This window comes from Sediminibacterium sp. FW305-C-61, from assembly GCF_058231065.1.
On record NZ_JBIQXR010000006.1, the window covers coordinates 21,031 to 40,283 of the forward strand.

The 19,253-nt window shown below is 40.9% G+C and carries 13 protein-coding genes; 4 read left to right on the top strand and 9 right to left on the bottom strand.

Annotation, left to right across the window (positions count from 1 at the left end; all coding sequences use genetic code 11):
• Positions 1 to 26: 26 nt before the first annotated feature.
• Positions 27 to 1,871, bottom strand: a complete 1,845-nt coding sequence (gene yidC, locus ACH30E_RS14720; RefSeq protein ID WP_490825437.1) for a membrane protein insertase YidC — start codon at positions 1,869 to 1,871, stop codon at positions 27 to 29.
• 195 nt (positions 1,872 to 2,066) lie between these two features.
• Between yidC and ACH30E_RS14725 the strand changes: the two genes are divergently transcribed.
• Positions 2,067 to 3,266, top strand: a complete 1,200-nt coding sequence (locus tag ACH30E_RS14725) for a DUF4407 domain-containing protein (RefSeq protein WP_490825438.1) — start codon at positions 2,067 to 2,069, stop codon at positions 3,264 to 3,266.
• 107 nt (positions 3,267 to 3,373) lie between these two features.
• Here the strand turns inward: ACH30E_RS14725 and ACH30E_RS14730 are convergent, their stop codons facing one another.
• Positions 3,374 to 5,566, bottom strand: a complete 2,193-nt coding sequence (locus ACH30E_RS14730) for a S9 family peptidase (protein ID WP_490825439.1) — start codon at positions 5,564 to 5,566, stop codon at positions 3,374 to 3,376.
• Positions 5,567 to 5,884: 318 nt separating this feature from the next.
• Positions 5,885 to 7,525: a CTP synthase gene (pyrG, locus tag ACH30E_RS14735; RefSeq protein ID WP_490825440.1), complete on the bottom strand. Its 1,641-nt coding sequence runs from the start codon at positions 7,523 to 7,525 to the stop codon at positions 5,885 to 5,887.
• A gap of 300 nt (positions 7,526 to 7,825) precedes the next feature.
• Here pyrG and ACH30E_RS14740 point away from each other — a divergent pair, with 300 nt between their 5' ends.
• Positions 7,826 to 8,707: a dienelactone hydrolase family protein gene (locus ACH30E_RS14740; protein ID WP_490825441.1), complete on the top strand. Its 882-nt coding sequence runs from the start codon at positions 7,826 to 7,828 to the stop codon at positions 8,705 to 8,707.
• Between the two features lie 121 nt (positions 8,708 to 8,828).
• Here ACH30E_RS14740 and proC read toward each other — a convergent pair whose 3' ends face one another.
• The 5 genes from proC to ACH30E_RS14765 form a co-directional block, all read right to left on the bottom strand.
• Positions 8,829 to 9,629 carry a pyrroline-5-carboxylate reductase gene (proC, locus tag ACH30E_RS14745; RefSeq protein WP_490825442.1) on the bottom strand — a complete coding sequence of 267 codons (801 nt, stop codon included), beginning with the start codon at positions 9,627 to 9,629 and terminating at the stop codon, positions 8,829 to 8,831.
• 140 nt (positions 9,630 to 9,769) lie between these two features.
• The gene (gene rfaD, locus ACH30E_RS14750; protein WP_490825443.1) at positions 9,770 to 10,768 is read right to left on the bottom strand and encodes an ADP-glyceromanno-heptose 6-epimerase; all 999 of its coding nucleotides are present in this window, start codon (positions 10,766 to 10,768) and stop codon (positions 9,770 to 9,772) included.
• A gap of 1 nt (position 10,769) precedes the next feature.
• Positions 10,770 to 12,977 (bottom strand): phosphoribosylformylglycinamidine synthase subunit PurL, encoded by a 2,208-nt coding sequence (gene purL, locus ACH30E_RS14755; RefSeq protein WP_490825444.1) that lies wholly within the window; start codon positions 12,975 to 12,977, stop codon positions 10,770 to 10,772.
• Positions 12,978 to 13,147: 170 nt separating this feature from the next.
• Positions 13,148 to 13,870 (bottom strand): head GIN domain-containing protein, encoded by a 723-nt coding sequence (locus ACH30E_RS14760; RefSeq protein WP_294996519.1) that lies wholly within the window; start codon positions 13,868 to 13,870, stop codon positions 13,148 to 13,150.
• A gap of 242 nt (positions 13,871 to 14,112) precedes the next feature.
• Positions 14,113 to 14,634 (bottom strand): hypothetical protein, encoded by a 522-nt coding sequence (locus tag ACH30E_RS14765; RefSeq protein ID WP_294996522.1) that lies wholly within the window; start codon positions 14,632 to 14,634, stop codon positions 14,113 to 14,115.
• A 253-nt stretch (positions 14,635 to 14,887) separates the two neighbouring features.
• On the opposite strand from ACH30E_RS14765, the gene ACH30E_RS14770 reads away from it, so the two are divergent.
• Both ACH30E_RS14770 and ACH30E_RS14775 read left to right on the top strand, forming a co-directional pair.
• A complete protein-coding gene (locus tag ACH30E_RS14770) occupies positions 14,888 to 17,071 on the top strand; it encodes a glutamine synthetase III family protein (RefSeq protein ID WP_490825445.1) in 2,184 nt (727 codons plus the stop codon).
• A gap of 216 nt (positions 17,072 to 17,287) precedes the next feature.
• Entirely contained in the window at positions 17,288 to 17,662 is a 375-nt protein-coding gene (locus ACH30E_RS14775; protein ID WP_294996527.1) for a hypothetical protein, read from the top strand.
• Positions 17,663 to 17,851: 189 nt separating this feature from the next.
• Here ACH30E_RS14775 and accC read toward each other — a convergent pair whose 3' ends face one another.
• Positions 17,852 to 19,189 (bottom strand): acetyl-CoA carboxylase biotin carboxylase subunit, encoded by a 1,338-nt coding sequence (gene accC, locus ACH30E_RS14780; protein ID WP_294996531.1) that lies wholly within the window; start codon positions 19,187 to 19,189, stop codon positions 17,852 to 17,854.
• Positions 19,190 to 19,253: the final 64 nt, after the last annotated feature.

Sequence of the window (19,253 nt, forward strand, 5' to 3'; positions counted from 1 at the left end):
AAATATTGATTTAACAAAACCATGGCTTATTTACGCTTCTGGTTTTTTTCCTTTAGATCCTGTAATTTTTTCTGGCTTTCCATCATTTGCTCATAACGCTCCTGCCATTTGCTCTTTTTCTTAGGCGCCTTGCGTTTCTCGTCTATTTTAGCCAGAATCTGATCGTGGTTAATGATATAATTCTGAATCACAAACTGAAGTCCAAGGGTTACTAAGTTCGATACTGTATAATACCAGGTTAATGCCGATGGCAACCTGTTGAAAATGAACAACAGCATGAATGGGAAAATATAGGGCATATACTTCAACATAGGGTTATCCTGCGTTGGAGTCATACTCATATTATAAATAGAGATCAGGAAACTTGTTACAACCGCTGTAATGGTAAACAAACTGATATGATCACCAAAACCTAATGGTATGGAGAATGGCAGCGTAGCAATCACATCATAAGAAGAAAGATCATCACTCCAAAGGAATGATTGTCCCCTCAGCGAAATATTAGCATTAAAGAAGCTATAAAGCGCGAAGAATATGGGAATCTGTAATAATGCAGGAATACAGCCACCCAATGGATTTACGCCAGCTTCCCTAAATAGTTTCATCTGCTCCATTGCGAAGCCCTGTTTATCATCGCCGAACTTACCACGTAATATATCGAGTTCCGGTCTTAATGCTTTCATTTTAGCACCACTCAGATAACTGCTATAAGTCAGTGGAGAAGTTACCAAACGGATAAATAAGGTTAACAATAATACCACCCAACCGAAATTGGAAACGAAACCGGCAAAGAAATCAAATACCGGCATAATGATGTATTTGTTGATCGGACGCACGAATGAATACATATCCCTACCCAGGTTAACGATACGATCCATTTCCGGAGCCTGCTTTTTCAGGATAGCATAATCACTCGGACCATAATACAACTGAAAAGGAACCGATACAGAAGCCGATACAGGCAATTTCATCTGCAGGTTGGTCTCTGCGGTAGCCAGGGAATTGGTTGAATCGGTTTTACGTTGCCATTGTACCTGGCCACTGTTAAAGCCATTCTTAGCAATCAAAGTGCTATTGAAAAACTGCTGTACCACACTCACCCACTGTACCGACGCCTCAAATTTCTTTTCATTATTGGCAGAGATATAATCAAATTCATTGTTTTCAGAGAAACAGATATTCGACATCTGACGTTCATATTCAGCAGAACGTTCCATTTGTGATGTTTCGATGTTCCATTTGATGTTCAGCAATCCCTGGCTCAACAACTTATCTGCTCCTGTTAATGCAACGTTCCAGTCGATCATATAAGCATCCTGCTTAATGGTATACTGGTGCACAACTTTTTGTCCATTTTCGGCAGCAAGTATAAAAGTTACTACCTGCGAGCCATCAGCACTGCGCGTAACGGGTTCTGCAGTAAAGAACAATTCACCTGTATTGGCAGACTGGTTGGAGCCGGTATTGATACTGTAGCCCATATTCGCTTTATCAGTCAGCACAACTTTATTACTATCGGCTTTTTTATAATTTTTAAGCTCTACTGATTTCACCTGACCGCCTTTATTGGTCAATACCACTTTCATCACATTATTCTCAACTGTAACCAGTGATTCTGTTCCATTAGCAGCCGTAGTGAAATTTCCTGCCAAAGCAGCCCGGTCTGCTGAATCTCTTCTTGCAGCGTCCAATTGCATTGTGGCAGTATCTACCACGGGGCGTTTTGCAGCGTTGACACGGGCGAGTGAATCCTCCTGTTTTTTCTTTGTTTCAAGGATGGCAGTCTGTTGTTTATTGCTGTACCAGAAGTACATAAAAAACAATACACCCAGTAAAACAAAGCCAATGACCGTATTCTTGTCCGTCTTCATACTATATTTTATTGAGGGGCAAAGGTAATATTTGCGGGGAAAGATTGGTACCCTAAGTTTTGATGCGTTAAATTAGATACAAAAACGGCCAAAATATTACAAAAACGGCAAAATCATTGTTTCTTTATACCTGTTCCCACTCAACCAAAGGCGAATTTTCCAACTTCTACCCATTTTTCTTTTTAAACCCTTTGTATGCAGGAAAAAACACAGGTAATTTCCGAAAAGGAGACCTATACCCCTACCCGATGGAGAAAATTCTTATGGTGGCTGTCTACCGCAGAAGAAGAATTGATTACAAATTGTGTAATAGACAGAAACCGTTATGCAATTGTGGGCATGACTGTTTTAGGCACCTGGCTCTTTGCAACCCTTGCATGGACCTATTTTTTCAGCACTGTAACCAGCTCTGTAATAGCATCGCTGTTATTGGGATTATTCATGGGGGGCATCATTTTATCGATCGACAGAGCCCTCATAAAAGGGATAGCCAAAAACAATAAAAGGAAAGCATTCCCTTTGGTTTTCAGAATACTACTGGCATTAACCATCGGGTTATTCATGGCGCAACCTGCATTGCTGTATCTCTTCGATAAAGAAATTAAAGTGCAGGTATCCATTGATAATGAACAACGGAAAAAGAATAAAAGGATTAGTCAGGACTCTGTATATGCAACAGGCAAAAAGGAACTGACAGATCAGAAAGCTGCACTTCAGTTGCAACTTGATAACCGCTACGCAGAAGTAAGTGCGGCGAGGGACCGCTTCATCAGCGAAACGGATGGTACAGGCGGAAGCAGGAAAATTGGTTTGAAAGATATTGCCCAGGCCAAACAAAGAGAATACCAGCAACTTGATGCTAATTATATTGTCTTAAAAGAACAATTAACACCTCAAATTCAACGGATAGACAGCCAGCTATTGATATTTGAAAAAAACATACTACAGGAGCAAGCCAACTTCGAAGTCTTATTGAATAATGGTTTTATTACACGTATTGAAGCTTTGAATCATCTCGTAAGCAATAATACTGCTGTTGCTTTCAGGTATTATTTATTGGTAGCAATATTGATGCTGATTGAATTAATGCCCGTAATTGCCAAAACACTACTCCCCGATGGCAGCTACGATGAAAAAGTTCGTTTACGTGAATCACTCGAAAAAACACTCACCCAAAAAAATCATGAACGGGAGTTAGCGCTGAAAGAATTACATAACCAGACAGTTTTCGAACAAGACAGTGAATTTATTAAATCCGGTATAGAGGAAGCAAACAAAGTTCGGAATGAGCATATAAAACATACCATGACAAACTGGAAAAACGAACCAGGCAATTCACTCAAATCAACCTGGAACGAGATGAAGAAGAACTTGTTGTTGAAGCAAGAAGAATAGGAAATGAGGAATAAGAAATAAGAAATAAGGAACAGAGAAAGTAAAGTAAAATAAAAACCACTTTCTTATTCCTTATTTCTTATTTCTTATTCCTCATTCCTCATTTCTCATCTCCCTCCCGGCGGACAGTATTGTTTTAAGAAGTTGGTGTATAGACGGGACAGGTGTTGTGTGGTTCCTTTGCCTTCTGAGATTCCGTGTGAGCGATTGGGGTAACTCATCAGCTGAAACTGTTTGCCATTTGCTACCAATTCATTGATCAGCATTTCAGCATTGTTATAATGCACATTATCGTCTCCTGTTCCATGAATGTATAAGAGATTTCCTCGCAGATTTTTTGCATGGGTTATGGGTGAACCATTGATAAAATCTTGCCTGTTTTCCTGTGGAAGTCCCATATACCTTTCCTGGTAAATATTATCGTAGGTTAACTGATTGGCTACAGCGGCAATAGAAATACCTGTTTTATATATTTCAGGATATTGGAACATCAGGTTAAGTGTGGCTGAGCCACCTCCGCTCCATCCCCAAACTGCAACACGACTGGTATCGATAAAACCCCATTTGAATATTTCTTTTGCTGCCATGGCCTGGTCGCGGATATTCACAAGACCAACTTTGCGGTAAATGCTTTTGCGCCATTCTTTTCCTTTTGGTACTGGCGTTCCTCTATTGTCAACGGTGATATAGATATATCCATCTTCAGCCATATTTCCCGCATAAAGTCTGTTACTTCCTGCACCATATTGATCCTTGGCATTGGCACCGGCTGGTTCAGTGTATACAAAAAACACCACCGGATATTTTTTTGAAGGATCAAACTGACGTGGCTTCACCATCCATCCGTCCATTTCAACACCATCAATGGTTTTTACTTTGAAGAATTCAACATTGGAAGATGCTTTATTCGATTTGGCAATAGCATCATTTACTTTATTGCCATCTATTGGTTTATGTCCATCAAGTGCAACCCATTCCCTTGCATTAGGTGTATAATAATTCGAGAAACTATGTTGTGCATAAGCACCAGTGGGTGATACCACATAGTTGTGTGTACCGGGTTGATTAGCGGGTGTTAATCTTTCGGGTGCAACGGAACCGTCTAACTTAGTACGGTATAAATATTTCTGGGTTGCATTATCAGGTGAGGCAGCAAAATAAACATACCCTGTTTTTTCATCTATTGCCTGGAGATCAATTACATCATAATTGCCTTTTGTAATCAGGGTTTCCGATTTACCATCTATAGATAGGCGATAGAGATGTCTCCAACCATCTTTCTCTGATGCCCATAAAAATTCTTTTCCATTATTCAACCAATCCCATCCACCATAATCATAATCACTATCCCATTCACCCATCGTGCTGATCCAGGCTTCGTCTGCTTCATGGTAAATAGATTTGGAAGCACCGGTTGAGATATTACAAAGCATAATATCGGTCTGGTTTTGTTTACGGTTCATGTGTTGGATGATGAGTTCCTGATTATTGCTCCATTCCATCCTTGGAACATAAGACTGCAATACAGGATCGGTCGGAATTTTCATCCACTTTTGTGAAAGGTTGTTGATGTTTACCACGCCTATTTTATAAGGGGAAGGCGGCTCTCCTGCAGAAGGATATTCAACAGGAACAGCAAATGAATAAATAGAATCAGTGGTATTCAGCATCAGGTAATCTTTGGTAGCGGCAGCATCAATTTGCCAGAAAGCAACATTTTTGCTGTCGGGGCTCCACCTGAAACCATCCCTGCAACCAAACTCTTCCTCATATACCCAATCGAATGTACCATTGATGAGTTTTCTGTTTCCATTTTTTGTTAATGCAGTTACTACTCCTGATTTCAGGTCTTCACAGTAGATATTATATTCACTTACATAAGCAATTTTTTTACCATCGGGTGAGAACTTGGTAAACATTAGGGAAGACACTGGCCTACCTTTTCCAAGTTGTTTTAACTGTTTGGAGTTAAGGTCCAATAACCAATAATCTCCCTTCGTATCATATCTCCAAACTTTTTTGGTATTGGTATATATCATCACCTGCTGGTTATCTGGAGAGAAAAAGAAATTCCTTACGGATAAAGGAGTGGTTGAACCGGCGGGTGTGAGTAGCTCTTTTGCGACGATCGTTGTTTTGGAAAAAGTAGGTAATTGAGTTAGCACAATATTTCCATTTTCCACAGCAAAATAACCTGTTCCATCTTTCGACCAATGCGTACCAGTAGGTGGTTGGGCTTTACCTGTATTAAGCAGCACTGCAAATAAAAAGCATACCGTTCCGAAAAGTTTTGTTCTCATATTGATGGTGCGTTTATTGGATGCTGAAAATACAGGTTTCAGTTGAGGGAGACAAAAAGACCCGGAGATTCCGGGTCTTGATAATATTATAAATTGAAAATAGGCTGCTAGCTTCTAGCCTCTAGCTGCGAGCCTTGATTGGTGCTTGTTCTAAGTTTTCTGCTATTATTTGAATAAATGACAAGGCTTGCTAGTTTGTTTTGTAAAAATTCTACTTAAATAAATATTTAATTCCCATATCTATGCTTGTGGATGCTTAAATTAATAGCAAAAAAACCTAGTAGCTAGCAGCCAGTGGCTAGAAGCTGTTTTTTTCCCCTAACTCTGCAGACTTGTTTTCCTTGTGGCTGTTTTTTGTTCCTGGTATTTTTTAGCAGCTCCGATGAAATGCACGAAAAGTGGTGCTGGTTTTTCTACGGTACTTTTCAGTTCCGGGTGATATTGTACACCGATAAAAAATGGATGTGCTGGTATTTCCATAATTTCTACCAGTCCTGTTTCAGGATTACGGCCACTGGCAATCATTCCTTTTGCTTCAAACTGATCGAAATAATCGTTGTTGAATTCATAGCGATGCCTGTGACGCTCAGTTATATTTGTTTCTCCGTAAATAGTGTGTGCCAGACTTCCAGGTTTTATTTCGCATGGGTATGCACCTAAACGCATGGTTCCGCCCATCATTTTGATCTTTTTCTGTTCTTCCATCATATTGATAACGGCATTGGCTGTAGTTGTATCCATTTCAGTTGAGTGCGCATCTTTGAGCCCAAGGATATTTCTCGCAAACTCAATTACGGCCATTTGCATACCAAGACAAATACCAAAGAATGGCAATCCATGTTCGCGGGCGTATTGCACAGCAGTTATTTTTCCTTCTATACCACGGTGTCCAAATCCGGGAGCTACTAATAGTCCATCCAATCCTTCCAGTTTCTCTGCTACATTTTCCGGTGTAATATATTCGCTATGAACATTCACCACCTGAACTTTTACTTCATTCATTGCACCGGCATGTACAAAGCTTTCCAGGATAGATTTATAAGCATCCTGCAGTTCAATATATTTCCCGATAAGTCCGACAGTAACTTTGCTTTTCGGATATTTCAGTTTATCAAGAAAGCCTTTCCATTTATCCAGGTTTGGTTCGCTGTAACTGGTAATATTTAATTTTTTCAGGCAAATAAGATCAAGCTTTTCACGCAGCATCAGCAATGGCACTTCATAAATGGTTGATGCATCCATCGCTTCGATAACGGCTTCTGTTTTTACGTTACAGAAGAGTGCAATTTTTCTTTTGATATCGTCATTCAATGGCTCTTCTGTTCTGCATACAATGATATCCGGATGCACACCGGTTTCACTCAGCATTTTAACGCTGTGCTGTGTAGGTTTTGTTTTTAATTCTTTGGCAGCGCGGAGATATGGAATAAGGGTAAGGTGTACAACCATTACATCTTCTTCCGGTAATTCCCATTGTAGTTGACGTACTGCTTCAATAAAAGGTAAGCTTTCGATATCACCTACTGTTCCGCCTATTTCTGTGATAATGATATCGTATTTATTATCTTCTCCCAGCAATAGCATTCTGCGTTTAATCTCATCGGTAATATGAGGAACAACCTGTACTGTTTTTCCCAAAAAGTCACCTGCTCTTTCCTTATTGATAACTGTTTGATAAATACGTCCGGTGGTAACATTATTGGCCTGTGAGGTATAAATATTCAGGAATCGTTCGTAGTGACCCAAGTCAAGATCTGTTTCTGCACCATCTTCTGTTACGTAACATTCTCCATGTTCATAAGGGTTAAGTGTACCCGGATCAACATTGATATAGGGGTCAAATTTCTGGATGGTTGCCCTCAGTCCTCTTGCCTGTAATAATTTGGCAAGTGAAGCTGCTATAATTCCTTTTCCTAAACTGCTCGTTACCCCTCCGGTAACAAAAATGTACTTGGCCATGTTATGCTATTGTTTATTCGTTTATCGCCTGTTTGCTCATCGTATTATTTTATTATTGATAAGGTACAAACAACTTAACGAAGGTTGTATATAACAATAAAAAAACGATACCCATTGTATTGATATACAACCAGATAACGCAAAAAAATATTGACCTTGTAAATGAGCGGTAAAAAAATTCAGAGGTCATACAAAGGTACAGCAAAAAAACTGATTTAAAAAAACGCCAGCGGCGGATTGAACGATTCCAGCCCGAATGTGTTAACTTGAAGTGTACATCTTTATTCATAAAAATTTGCTATGAAAAAATTATTCATTCTGACCATCGCAGCTTTTTGTACTGCTGCATTTCTGGGATACAGCTATAAAACCCCTGTACCTGCTCCATTAACACCTGATTGTTATGTCAGTTGTTTTACCGCTGAGATCATGGATCAGTTTAAAGCAGAAGCTTCTACCAAGTCATTTGCCATGATGCACGACAATCCATTAGCATTTAAACTGGCCGATGCTTCCGGTAAACCTGTAAGCTTTAAAGCTTCTGATGGCACTACTGCCATGGGTTATGAAATCCGCAGCAAGAAAAAATCTAACAAATGGCTTTTTGTGATCCAGGAATGGTGGGGATTGAATGATTACATTAAAAAAGAAAGCGAAACATTTTACACAGATCTGGGAGAAGATGTAAATGTTATTGCCCTAGACCTTTACGATGGTAAAATTGCCGCAACTGCCGACAGTGCCATGAAACTGATTCAGGGTGCTAAAACTGAAAGACTCGAAGCCATCATCAAAGGTGCTATTGCTTATGTTGGCGGCGACGCAAAAATATTTACCGTAGGTTGGTGCTTTGGTGGTATGTGGAGTTTACAAAGCAGTTTATTGGCTGGCAAACAAGCTGCAGGTTGTGTTATGTACTACGGTCGTCCGGAGAATAACCTCGATAAATTAAAAACACTCAACTGCGATGTCATAGGTTTCTTTGGCAACAAAGACCGCAGTCCTTCACCAGAAGTAGTCAACAAATTCGAAGCCGATATGCAGGCCGCAGGAAAAAAACTAACTGCCTATAAATACGATGCAGGCCACGGCTTTGCCAACCCAAGCAACCCGGTATTCAACAAAGAAGCCGCTACAGATGCCCACGCGAAAGCGCTGGCGTTTTTGAAAGAAAGGTTGTAAGAACAGAGAAATAAGGAATAAGAAATAAGAAACAGAGAAAGTATTGGATAAGTAATAACCTACTTTCTTATTCCTTATTTCATATTCCTTATTTCTTATTCCTTATTTCGTATTTCTCTGTTTACATATCGTTTACAATCTTTTTATAGCTTGTAACAACCCCACGTATAAGTGAAGAGCTAAACCCTTGGTGTTCCATTTCATTGAGGCCGGCGATGGTGCAGCCTTTGGGGGTGGTTACTTTATCTATCTCTTGTTCGGGGTGGGTATTTTTCTGTAACAATAATTCCGCAGCACCTTTTACTGTTTGTGCGGCAATCAGCGATGCAGTTGCTGCGCTGAATCCTATTTCAATACCTCCCTGGATATTTGCCCGGATGTATCGCATTGCAAAAGCAGTTCCACATGCACCCAGCACTGTGGCAGCATCCATTAATTTCTCTTCTATAAAAACAGATTTTCCCAACTGATTGAATAAGGCAGTTACATATAATACCTGCTCTTCTGTAGTCGCGGATGCATATATGCAAGTCATGCTTTCCTGAATCGCAATAGCAGTATTGGGCATAGCACGGAAAATGGGTATAGTATCTCCTACTACTTCTCTTATATCATTCACCCAGGCACCTGTTACCACACTTACCAAAACATGTTTTTCAGGTTGAAGATAGGGTAGCACCTGACTCAATACTTCTTTTAACTGGAAGGGTTTAACGGCCAGCAATATCCAGTCGGCATATTGCACTGCCTCTACATTGTTATTACTAACCAATGCACCCTGTTCTTTAAGGTGTTGGAGTGTGTGGGTATTTCTTTTGGTAACAATCAGGTGCTCAGGTTGAATAAACCCACTTTTAATCAATCCTTCGGCCATAGCCGCACCAAGGTTACCACCTCCAATGATGGCAATTTTTTTGTTCATATCGGTTGCTTTAATGCTGCGCTGAGCTTCGCGGTCCATAGTCCATAGTCGATGGTCCATGGTATTGAAAAACATTCCTGCTATGGTCTATGGACCATGGACTATGGACCGCGAAGCTCAGCGCAGCGCGCTACTCAAATTTACCCTAAAGTTCTCAGATAATTTCTGACGTAATCGTCAACACCGGCTTCCAGTGAGTAAAAAGAATCGGTATAGCCAGCTTTGCGAAGCTTCTGCATGTTAGCTTCTGTAAAATACTGGTATTTGTCGCGGATATCTTCCGGCATATCAATGAATTCAATGGATGGATCTTTATCCAGGCCAGCGAAAGTAGCATTTACCAAATCTGTAAAAGTTCTGGCCTTGCCGGTTCCTAAATTATATAATCCATTCAGTTGGTTAGACCATCTTCCTTCTACCATGGTTTCCCTCATCCACTCAATTACCTTCACCACATCTTTCACGTACACAAAATCGCGTAACTGTTCTCCATCCTTAAAATCGGGACGATGGCTTTTGAACAACTTCACATAACCCACATTTTTAATCTGGTTAAATGCATGCCATATAACACTGGCCATTCTACCCTTATGGTACTCATCAGGACCATAAACATTAAAGAATTTTAGTCCTGCCCAACAAGGAGGTGTTTTTTCCTGAACCAATGCCCATTTATCGAATTCATTTTTGCTGATGCCGTAGGGGTTCAGTGGTTGCAATTTTTCAACTATGTCATGGTCATCGTTATACCCTAGTTCACCTGCACCATAAGTTGCAGCAGAAGATGCATAGATCAGCGGAATCTGATGAAGGGTGCAATAATCCCAAACCGATTTTGAGTAGGCTACATTTAATTCTTCATGTATGGCATAATCAAATTCAGTGGTATCGGTTCTTGCACCAAGGTGTATAAAACATTCAATGGCAGGTTCATGTAGTTGCAGCCAATCGAACAGGTTATATCGTTCAACCAAGTGGGCATACCCTTTTTGTTCCCAGTTCTTTCTTTTAATTTCTACTCCGAAATCATCAACCAGTACCAGGTTTCTATATTCAAGTGTATTGAGGTGCTCCACCATGCGGGAACCAATAAATCCGGCAGCCCCAGTTACTATAATATAAGCCTCGTTTTCCGGCATATTACTGATTGATCAGGTTTTCGATGGCAGTATCATACAGGTTTTTCCAACTATCAATAGTTCCCCATGATTCGCCATTTACTTCTATAGACCCACTGGTTACTTTACCCAATATTGTTGTTTGAATTCCTGCAGCTTTTGCAGTTGCTTCCAGCTTACTTAGTTGCTCCTGTGTACAGGAAACAACTACCCTGCCTTGTGCCTCACCAAACCAGTATGCATCTTTGCGTAAATCAGACTCTGCCGTAACAGAAAAACCTAGTCCGCGATTAAAACCACTTTCCAGCAGGTTAATGGCTAGTCCGCCTTCACTGATATCATGTGCACTAACCACCTCTTTATTTTTAATTAATGCAGCAACGAGTTGTTGTACATTAAATTCTTCATCAAGGTTAAAATATGGTGCTGGTGAGAACGCTACATTTTTCAACTTATGCAGGTATTCTGAAGAACCAATATCATTTTGTTGTTTGCCGATGAGTACAATGATGTCACCTTCGTTTTTAAAGTCAAGGGTCATACGAGCATCCACATCATCTACAATACCTACCATGCCTATAGTCGGTGTCGGATAAACCGGACCATCCGGATTTTGGTTATAGAAGCTAACGTTACCGCCTGTTACGGGTGTATTAAATTTGCGGCAGGCATCACCCATACCGGTTACAGCTTTTACAAACTGGTAGTAAACTTCAGGGTCATAAGGATTACCAAAATTCAAACAGTTGGTAACACCGATAGGTTCTCCACCGCTACAAACAATATTTCTTGCGGCTTCCGCAACAGCAATCATTCCTCCAGTGTATGGATCAGCAAAAACATATTTACTGTTACAATCCACTGTAACAGCTAGTCCTTTACCTGTTCCTTTAGCCAACACTACCGTAGCATCGCTGGGTGCATTGGTGGAAGTATTGGCAGCGCCAACCATGCTATCGTACTGGGTATATACCCAACGTTTGGAAGCTATGTTAGGAATCTGAACCAGTTGTGTTGCGGTTGCTTTAATATCTGTAACATCATCAATACTGTTGATATCAAAGGCTTTGATCTTTTCAAAATATTTAGGTTCGCGGTATTCGCGGGTATATTGTGGTGCACCGCCACCGAGTACCAATTCATGTGCGGGTATTTCAGCTTCGAGTTCACCGTGCATATAAAATTTAAGGAGACCGTCGCCTGTTACTTCACCAATATTACTTGCTGAAAGATCCCATTTCTCAAACACTTTTAATACGGCAGCTTCTTTTCCTTTTTCAACTACGATCAGCATTCTTTCCTGGCTCTCACTTAATAAGAGTTCCCATGCTTTCATGTTTTGCTGACGTGTAGGTACTTTCTCCAGATCGATACGCATTCCCACACCACCTTTTGCACTCATTTCGGCAGTAGAACAGATAATACCTGCGGCCCCCATATCCTGCATTCCTACCACAGCTCCTGTGTCGATAAGTTCCAGACAGGCTTCCAATAATTTCTTTTCCTGGAAAGGGTCACCTACCTGCACAGCCGGTAATTCTTCTGCACTTTCAGAAGTAATATCAGCAGATGCGAAGGAAGCACCACCAATACCATCTTTTCCGGTTGCACTGCCCACAAAAAATACAGGGTTACCAATACCGGCTGCTGTTGCACTGATCATATCTCCTGCTTTCATGATACCTACACTCATGGCATTCACTAAAGGATTGGTATGGTAACAATCTTCAAAGTAAACTTCACCTCCAACGGTTGGTACACCAAAACAGTTTCCATAATGTCCGATACCATGCACTACCCCACTTAAAAGGCGTTGTGTTTTTTTATCTTTCAGGTTACCGAAACGGAGACTATTAAGAGATGCTATTGGACGGGCGCCCATGGTAAAAATATCGCGCTGTATACCACCTACACCTGTTGCTGCGCCCTGAAATGGTTCAATGGCACTGGGGTGGTTATGACTTTCAATTTTAAAAACAACGCCGAAGCCATTGCCCATATCCATCAAACCTGCATTTTCTTCTCCGGCTGCTACCAGCATTCTGCCACCGTCGCGGGGCAGGGTTTTAAGCCACTTGATGGAGTTTTTGTAACTGCAGTGTTCACTCCACATGCCACTGAAAGCACATAGTTCAGTGAAGTTGGGGGTTCTGCCTAATTTTTGTTTGATGAGTTCGAATTCTTCTGCTGTAAGTCGCAGCTTCTCGGCGGTTTGAACGGTGATTTCCATGATGCAGCGAAGGTAAGAAAACTGCGTGGCAAGAAATGAGGGATGGGGAGAAAAGTTTGGAGGGATTAGGTGCTGGGTACTGGGTACTAGGTACTAGGTGTTAGGTATTAGGTAGTAATCTTTTATATAGCATTACCATACCTGCAACCCAGCACCTAATACCTAACACCTCACCCCTTCACAATCCTACCACTACCCGCTTTATGTGTGCGAACATTTTTTGCGCCGCCGATATAATATATATTACCACTGCCGCTGATACGGGCATCTATCGAGTTATTAGCCTGAACGCGGATATTGCCACTGCCACTTATATGTGCGGTTGCATCGTCGCTCACCACTTCTTTGCAGTTAATACTTCCGCTGCCGCTTATGCGGGCATCTACTTCATCGGAAATGCCTTTCATGATTACGCTACCGCTGCCGGAAACAGAGGCATCAATGCGATTAAATTTATTGAAATCCACTCTTATACTACCGGAGCCGGAAACACCAATATTAGTGGTTCCCTGGTTTGAAAAATTTCCTTTCCCGATCATATCACCGCTACCAGAGAGGTATAATCCGGTTATTTTACTAAGGGTTACATAAACAACAATCTTATTCTTAGACCGGATATTGCCATTTTTTTTGGCTCGAATACTCAGTTTGTTGTTTTCAACCTTGGTTTCGATATAAGGCAAGAGGTTTTCATCTCCTTCTATTTCAATAGAGGTACTATTGCCATAGGCCAGCATAACATCCCATGAACCTGAAGATGCTACGCCTGTAAATGAACCTACTTCACGGGTTTCTTTTTTATATACTCCATTTCCTTCTACTTTAAACCAGTTCCACTGGGCAGTACTTGTAATGGAAACCAATACGGTTAAAACCAGCAATAATCTTTTCATGGCGTTGTTTGTTTTAGCGTAAAACGGGACAGCCGACAGAATGTTACAAAAAAATAGCAGCCTTTGGGAGACTGCTTCTTTTGTAACATTATTACGTAAATCACCGGTTGCAATATAGTCCATAGACCATGGACCATGGACCATGGACCATGGACTATGGACTATGGACTATGGACTATGGACTATGGACTATGGATCATAAACCATTAGCACCCTATTCTTCTTTTACTCATTAATTGACTTTATTCGCTAATGCTCAATGAATTGTAGAATTTATCCATCAGGGCCTTATCGTTCCCTTGTTTACCGGGAATATAACTCAGCATGATGGCGTAATGTTTATAAAATACAATACGGGTTATATTTGAGACTTTTTTATCATCCTTTGGAACTTCCAGGTTAAACTGAAAATACAAATGCTTATCCGCATATTTTCCTTCAGATTCAGATTTTATCTCCCCTCCGTTTGCTACAAACCCACCTTTAATCTGCTCTTTAAAGTCCTCGGTATCTTTTAATCCTTCCAGCATTTCTTCCGTAACACCAAGTTTCGTAAAATCGAGCAGTATCAGCGCCAATTCGGTGGAATCTGTCATGATACACTTTTTTATTTCCTGAGGACCACCCTTCGAGTCTACAGGGAGCGGTTCTGATGGCATACTCAGTTTTACTTTTTCAACTACATCAATTGTTTTCCAATCTTCAGATAAGGGTGTAAACGCCATGAATAGGCTGGTACTTATTAAGACCAATAATTGCTTCATAATTCTGTTTTAGTATTAGTTGCTGAATTGTTGCTTTAATTACAAAAAAGGGCAATTTAGTTCAGAAAATAATATAAACGATTGTGTATCAATAAAATAACAGTTCCCTACAACTAAAAAGCATTCAAATTAAAAAATATCACATATTTTTATTTTTCCACAAAAACACCATTTTTTATGCATCTGATTGTCAAAAAGTTAATTTTATGGGCATTTAACCCTTAATTTTACCCTGTCAAAAAAAACTTACCCTATGTCTTTACGCTTTAATGCGATCAGCAGCATCAACAACAATGAGACAAATATTCCGGCAAGTGCCAAGATTACCGGCATATTCGGAACGAATGTTTTCACCCTTAAAACTGCCCGTGAATACCTGAGCGATGAAGCTTACAAAAGTCTTGTTACCAGCATCCGTGGTGGTAAGAAAATAGACCGCAGCGTTGCTAACCAGATTGCCAATGGCATCCGTGCCTGGGCAGAAAGTAAAGGTGTTACGCACTATACACACTGGTTTCAGCCTTTGACGGGTACCACCGCAGAAAAACACGATTCATTTTTTACCCTGAAAGGTGATGGAACAGCCATTGAAGAATTCGATGGCGCTGCCCTAATTCAACAGGAACCAGATGCATCTTCTTTCCCTAGTGGTGGTTTACGTGCAACTTTTGAAGCGCGTGGTTATACTGCATGGGATCCTTCCTCTCCTGCTTTTATCATTGAAATAGGTCAGGGTAAAACACTTTGTATTCCGACCATTTTCGTTTCTTATACAGGTGAGTCACTCGACTATAAAGCTCCATTGCTGAAAGCATTGGAAGCATTGAATAAATCAGCCGTTGAAGTATGTAATTTCTTCGACAAGAATGTTACCAAAGTAACCCCTACCCTTGGATGGGAACAGGAATACTTTGTGATTGATGAATCATTGGCCAATGCCCGCCCTGACCTGGTACAGTGTGGCCGTACAGTTTATGGCGCTGCACCTGCGAAAGGCCAGCAGTTGGAAGACCATTATTTCGGCTCTATCCCAGAGCGTGTATATGCTTTCATGCGCGATTTTGAGCAGGAGTCCTATAAATTAGGTATTCCTTTACGTACACGTCACAATGAAGTTGCACCTGCTCAATTTGAGTGTGCTCCTATCTTCGAAGAAGTAAATATTGCGGTTGACCACAATACCCTGTTAATGGATGTTATGAGCCGTGTGGCCAAACGTCATAAACTGGTAGTATTGTTACACGAAAAACCATTTGCCGGCATCAACGGTAGTGGTAAACACAATAACTGGAGCATGGCCACCGATACAGGTGTTAACCTGCTTGCTCCTGGCAAAACGCCTAAGACCAACCTGATGTTCCTGACCTTCTTTGTAAATACCATCAAAGCGGTTCATGACTATTCAGATATTATGCGTGCGGCTATTGCTTCTGCTCCTAACGACCACCGTTTAGGCGCGAATGAAGCACCTCCTGCCATCATTTCTGTATTCGTGGGTCAGTACCTGGCTAAAGTTTTATCAGATATTGAAACAAGGGTTAGCACTAAGTTCGATGAGCAGGATGAAGCCATCCTTAAATTAGACCTGCACCGCAGCATTCCTGAATTGATGCTCGATAATACCGATCGTAACCGTACCTCTCCTTTTGCCTTTACCGGTAATAAGTTCGAGTTCCGTGCTGTGGGTTCATCTGCAAACTGTGCGATCTCTATGACTGTTCTCAATACCATCATGGCAGATACCCTGAAGAAATTCAAGGCAGATGTTGATGCATTGATTGAGAAAGGTGATAAAAAAGAAATCGCGATCATGCATGTGATCCAGAAATATATTGTGGAGAGCAAAAATGTATTGTTTGAAGGTGATGGTTATAGCGATGAGTGGCACAAAGAAGCGGAGCGTCGTGGTTTACCAAACCTCAAAACAACACCTGTTGCGCTTGATGCAATGGTTACCGAAAAAGCGAAAAAACTGTTCGAAAGCAATGGTGTTTATAGTCATACAGAACTGGAAGCCCGACATGAGATTGAACTGGAGAAGTACATCAAAAAAGTACAGATCGAAGCACGTATCATGGGCGACCTCGCAATTAACCATATCCTGCCTGCAGCTATTGCTTACCAAAACGATCTGTTGACAAATGTAAACGGATTGAAAGCAGCCGGTTTGGGCGAAGCATCTTATAAAAGTCAACTGGCTATCCTGAAAGAAGTAAGCGATCATATTCAGGTAATTCACGACAAGGTTAACCTTATGGTTGAAGCACGTAAAGTGGCCAACAATATCGCCGACAGCCGTGAAAAAGCTATTTCTTATGAGTCCATTAAATCTACCTATTTCGACGAGATCCGCTACCATGTAGACAAACTGGAGCATCTGGTAGACGACGACAAATGGACCCTGCCTAAATATCGTGAGATGTTGTTTTTAAGATAATCGTTCTTTTTTGACTTGTTAAAAGCCCTGTACCTGCGGTACGGGGCTTTTTTGTGAATTGTCAATGGTGAATAGTGAGTACCCACAAATTGACAATTCACCATTCACCATTCACCTCTGACTGCTCACTGCCCCTAATCGCCCGTTCACCGATATTCATTTTCCTGGAATAAACGAAAACCTTAACTTTCTGTCTATAAACTAAACAACAAAAACATGAAAAAGGTAATTGTATTACTGTCATTCGGATTGGTTTGCACTGTAGCTGCATCAGCACAGGGTGGCCAGCAAATGACTCCTGAGCAGCGCGCTGCTATGATGAAAGAAAGGGTTAAAGGTCTTAACCTCGGGTTGTCTGAAGCACTAACAGATTCTGTAGTTGCAGTATACGGAGATCGTTCTTACATGCAAGGTTTAAACTTTCGTGAAATGGACGATGCTACAAGACAGGCAAAAATGAAAGAGATTGGTGATTTGAGGACTAAAAGACTTATAAAAGCTGGTCTAACAGAAGATCAGGCTAAAAAAGTAGCTGAAGGAATGACTATGCGTCCAGGCGGTGGCCGTCCGGGCGGTGGCAGAAAAAAATAACTAAAACTGAAACGGTGTTATAAGGCTGTACCATTAGGTACGGCCTTTTTTGTTAAGACAAGTAGGTTAGTTGAAGGTGACTATGAGCATAAATAGACAGATTCTTCTGAAGTTTCTATAACATCATTGCTTAAAAAATAAAACCCCGGCAAATATTGCCAGGGTTTTATTTTTCTATAGAATAGCTAATTACTTTAATTTAAATGTCTCCAGGAACTTAGTCGTAAAATTACCTTTCCTGAAGTCTTCATTCTGCATCAGTTGTAAATGGAATGGAATGGTTGTTTTTACACCTTCAATCACATACTCGCTTAATGCACGATACATGGTATCAATTGCTTCTTCGCGTGTTTGTGCGATGGTAATCAACTTACCAATCATTGAATCATAATAAGGAGGAATAACATACCCGGCATACACATGACTATCAACGCGAACGCCATGTCCACCAGGTGTATGTAACACCGTTATCTTACCAGGTGAAGGTCTGAAATCATTGTATGGATCTTCTGCATTAATACGACATTCGATCGCATGCATCTGAGGTTCGTAATTACGTCCACTGATCTTCTCACCCATCGCTATTTTAATTTGTTCTTTGATGAGGTCGAAGTTGATTACTTCTTCAGTTACACAATGTTCTACCTGGATACGTGTATTCATTTCCATGAAATAGAAATTGCGATGTTTGTCAACCAGGAATTCTATGGTACCTACACTTTCATAATTAATGGCTGCAGCAGCTTTACAGGCAGCTTCACCCATTTTTTTACGAAGCTCTGGTGTCATAAAAGGTGATGGTGATTCCTCTACCAGTTTCTGGTGACGGCGTTGAATAGAACAGTCGCGCTCACTCATGTGGCAAACGGTACCGTACTGGTCTCCGGCTACCTGAATTTCAATATGTCGTGGTTCTTCCACGAATTTCTCCATATAAACTCCATCATTCTTAAATGCAGCGGCTGCTTCGGTACGTGCGGTGGTATATGCTTTTTCAATTTCACTTTCTTCCATTACCACACGCATACCTTTACCACCACCACCGGCTGTTGCTTTCAGAATAACAGGATAGCCAATTTCTTTTGCAAGCTTTTTGGCTTCTTCCACACTTTCCAATAAACCCTCACCACCTGGTACAACCGGTACGCCAGCTTTGATCATGGTATCTTTTGCGGTGATCTTATCTCCCATTTTATTAATCATCTCGGGAGTAGGTCCAATGAATTTAATACCATGGTCGGCACAAATCTGAGAGAATCGTGCATTCTCTGCCAGAAACCCATATCCCGGATGAATAGCATCTGCATTGGTAATTTCCGCAGCAGCCATAATATGTGGGATATTCAGGTAAGAATCTACACTCTGGGGTTTGCCAATACAAACTGCTTCATCTGCAAATTTCACATGCAAACTATCTTTATCAGCAGTAGAATATACGGCTACCGTTTTAATGCCCATCTCACGACAGGTGCGAATAACGCGCAATGCGATCTCTCCCCTGTTGGCAATCAATATTTTCTTGAACATTGGGTTAATTTGAAAATTTGAGAATTTGGAAATTTGAAAATGATGGCAAACAGATAAATTTAAA